General features: G+C 72.2%; 3 protein-coding genes. 1 reads left to right on the top strand and 2 read right to left on the bottom strand.

Annotated features, from left to right (window positions below):
• Positions 1-48: 48 nt before the first annotated feature.
• Both ACFTZL_RS42815 and ACFTZL_RS42810 read right to left on the bottom strand, forming a co-directional pair.
• Complete coding sequence (locus tag ACFTZL_RS42815) at positions 49-1221, bottom strand: JmjC domain-containing protein (RefSeq protein WP_382595404.1); 1173 nt, start codon at positions 1219-1221, stop codon at positions 49-51.
• Between the two features lie 21 nt (positions 1222-1242).
• Positions 1243-1380, bottom strand: coding sequence for a hypothetical protein (locus tag ACFTZL_RS42810; RefSeq protein ID WP_382595401.1), 138 nt, complete (start codon positions 1378-1380; stop codon positions 1243-1245).
• A 190-nt stretch (positions 1381-1570) separates the two neighbouring features.
• Here ACFTZL_RS42810 and ACFTZL_RS42805 point away from each other — a divergent pair.
• A partial coding sequence (locus ACFTZL_RS42805; protein WP_382595398.1) for a hypothetical protein occupies positions 1571-3480 on the top strand: 1910 nt, incomplete at its 3' end.

Genomic DNA, 3480 nt, shown 5'->3' with positions numbered 1-3480 from the left:
CCTCCGGGATCGCCCGGCACCGGTAGGTCCCCAGAGCGAGCTCCGCCGTCACAGCAGGCTCCCCACCACGGCGGCCTGCCCGGCGACGAGCTCCTGGACCAGCACGGCGACGTCCTCCAGGGCGAGGCCGGCCGTCTCGGCGAGCGTGGCCAGGTCCACGGTGCGGCCGTCGACCAGCGGGCGCAGCACCGCCTCCGCTGCGGGAGCGAACTCGTACACGGTGCCGGCGGCGGACAGCGTCACCGCGTCCTCGCCGGCCTCCAGTACGGCGCGGGCAGTCGTGAGTCGTACCCGAAGGTGCGGATCGGCGGGGAGCCCGTCGATGTAGGGGAGGCTCGGGACCATCCGGCCGACGGCCTGGCCGTCAATCGCGGCCCTGTACCGGGCGATCAGCCCGGGGTCGTCCAGCAGTTCGGCAAGCCGCTTGCGCATCCCGTCCACGGCGTCGGCCTGGACGTCCGGCCGGGCGAGGAGTGGCAGGTCGCGGCGCCAGTCCTCGTGCGCGAGCAGCTGCTCGGACACCCACGCCATCAGGTCGGTCGCGGTGTGGGCCTGCAGGCCGCAGGTGACGTGCAGGGAGCGCACGCCCTGGTCGGCGCACACGGCGTGCCACACGCCGCGCGGCACGCACAGCAAATCCCCGGGGAGCAGGACCAGGTCGGCGACGGGCTCGGCGGGTGCCTCGCCGGGGTCCTCGATGTCGCGGTAGAGCGGGAACGGGCGGGTGGTGCCGTAGATCTTCCAGGGTTTCGCGCCGTCCAACTGGACCACGATCGTGTCGTGGTCGTCCCAATGGATGCCGAACCCCTCGGTGCTGGTCCACGACGCGTACAGGTTCGCCTGCACCCGGGTGCGCAGATGCCGCTCGATCGCTTCGGCGAGGCGGGCGATCGGCGGGTGGAGCTCGTCGACGCTGTCCGACGCGAGCGAGGCACCCTCCTTCAGACGAGCGTGCAGTTCGGCCGGGTGCAGGCGGTGCCACACCGTGTGTCGGCGCGTGGCCTCCGGGGCGGTGTAACCGCCGACCAGCAGCGTCTCGCCGTCGCGGGACAGGCGCATCCGGGGCGGTTCCAGGCGGTGGGCGGCCAGGATGTGGTTGAGGTCGTCCCAGGTCATCAGCCCGGCGATGTCGATCGCGCCGGGTACGTGGCGGTATTCGCGGTGCAGTGCTTGGGCGAGGAAGTCCTCGCCCAGGCACGCCGCGATGGACTCATCCGTCATCGCGTCAGGGCTCCCGATCCGTCAGTCGTTGCCGTCGCTGCGGCCGGTGCCGCCGCCGTCCGAGGGGACGGCGTTGCGGCCCCGGGCGGCGACGATCTGCCGGCGGGAGCGGACCAGGCCGCTGGACGTGGTGGGCGGGGGCTGGGCGGGACTGGGCATGGGTCCTCCTCCTGATCGGTCGGCCGGGCCCTATCGGCGCGGCCGCGCACACCTCCAGTACAGCCACCGAGAAGGCTGGCGATAACCCCGTCATGGGCCCCCACGGTGGGTAGGGTCAGTGGGCTGACGCTTCGTCATTCCACGAGATTCAGGGGGACTTGTGGACGACTTACCGCCGTCGCCTACCCACGTGCCGCACCACCTGCTGGACGACCCGGCATTCGTGCGGGCGCTGCGTGAGCGGGACTTCACCGTCGTGTTCGCCCTAGTCCACGCCGCCGGTGTCTCCTTCAACCGGATCGCGGAAGCGTGCGCGCTCAAAGCCGAGCGCGTCAGCCAGATCGCCCGGGGCACCGGCTCGGTCACCGCGCTGGCCACCGTCGAGCGGATCGCCGTCGGACTGCGCATTCCTGGTGCCTTCCTGGGGCTCGCTGCGCAACCCTGGGAGGACACCGCCGTCCTCAGCACGGAGTCCCGCCATGGAGATGACCCGATGAAGCGCCGCAACCTGCTGCGCGGCGCGCTGGCCGCCGGCCTCACCGCTCCGGCCCTCGCCGCGCTCACCGCCGCCCGCACCGACGTCGACCAGACCCTCTCCCCCGACGCCCCCCCCCAGGACCTCGCCGACCTCGAGGCCGCAGCCGAGAGCTACGGGTACGGCTACCACGGACAAGCGCCCACCCGCGTCCTGGCCGACCTGGTCACCGACTTCACCACCCTGCGCCCGATGCTCGCCGTCCCGCAGCCCGCCCCGGTACGGGCCAAGTTGTGCCGGACGGCCGGGCAGATGGCCGGGATGACCGCGATCGTCTTACACGACCTGGGCAGCCGCCAGCAGTCCCGCGCCTGGTTCGCCACCGCCGCCCGGGCCGCCGCCGAATCCGACGACAACCAGCTCTACGCCTGGGTCCGGGCGCGCGAGGCGATGGTCCCCCTCAACTACGGCGCCCCGAAGACAGCAGCGGACATCGCCGACCAGGCCCGGCGGGCCGCCGGCACCCGGCCGACCGTCGCTTCGACACTGGCGGCCGCCGTCGCCGCCCGCGCCTACGCCCTCAACCACCAGAGCGAGCAGGCCCGCGCCGCGCTCACCGCGGCCGACGCCCTCATGGACCGGCTCCCCGAGGAGCAGCGGTCGGACACGTGGCTGACGTACGGCGAACAGAAGCACCACGTCCACCTCAGCCACGCCTTCATCGCACTCGGCGACACTCGCCGGGCTCGGGAAAGCCAGCAGCGGGCGCTGGAGCTGTCCGCGCCGACCAGCACCATGACCCGCACCCTGCTGCACATCGACGGCCGCGGCGTGTGCTCGCCACGACGGCGACAGCGAAGAAGCCTGCCGCCGTACGGTCACCGCGCTGACCGCGCTGCCCGGCGACTACCGCACCGGCCTGGTCCACCGCCGCGCCCGGGACCTGTACGAAGCGATCCCCGCCCAGCGCCACCGCGAACACGCCGTATGCGAACTGCGAGACGTCCTCGCGGGCTGAACAACGGACCGCCGAACTGCCACGCAGGAAGTCACCGCCACGACGGGGGTACGGCGCGCGCGTTGTCGGAGAACCCCTACCGCGTCCTGCAGTGGCTGCGCCGAAGCCCCGCCGCCCGTCTCTTGGAGCGCCTGGTCCTCGATCCTGGAGCGCTAAACCATGAATCCCTCGACACGCTGCCACAACGGGCTGGCACCGCCTACGTGCGCGGGTTACTCGTCACCGCCAGCATCCTGCCGCCACGCGATGAGAATCTCGCCCTGCTCACCAACTGGGTCGCGCGGACCGTGGCCGAACTCCCAGCGCGGCACGCCAATCTCATTCGTCCGTTCGCCGAGTGGCACATCATCCGCGACGCCCGCCGACGCTCAGCCCGCGGGCGTTACACCTACGCCGCGCACAAAGGCGACTGCGGCAACGTGCTCGCCGCCATCGACTTCCTGAACTGGCTCGACTCCCAGCACCTGAGCCTCCGGCGACTCCAGCAGCCGCACCTGGACATTTGGGCGACCGACAGGCCAACCCTGCGCTCCCGTTCCATCCCCTTCCTCCGCTGGAGCACCGCACGACGCCTCTGCCCGCCCGGTCTGAGCATCGAGCACCCGAC

This window comes from Streptomyces sp. NPDC056948, from assembly GCF_042674225.1.
GTDB classification, from domain to species: Bacteria; Actinomycetota; Actinomycetes; order Streptomycetales; family Streptomycetaceae; genus Streptomyces; species Streptomyces purpurascens.
This window is presented reverse-complemented; position numbering and strand designations above follow the sequence as displayed.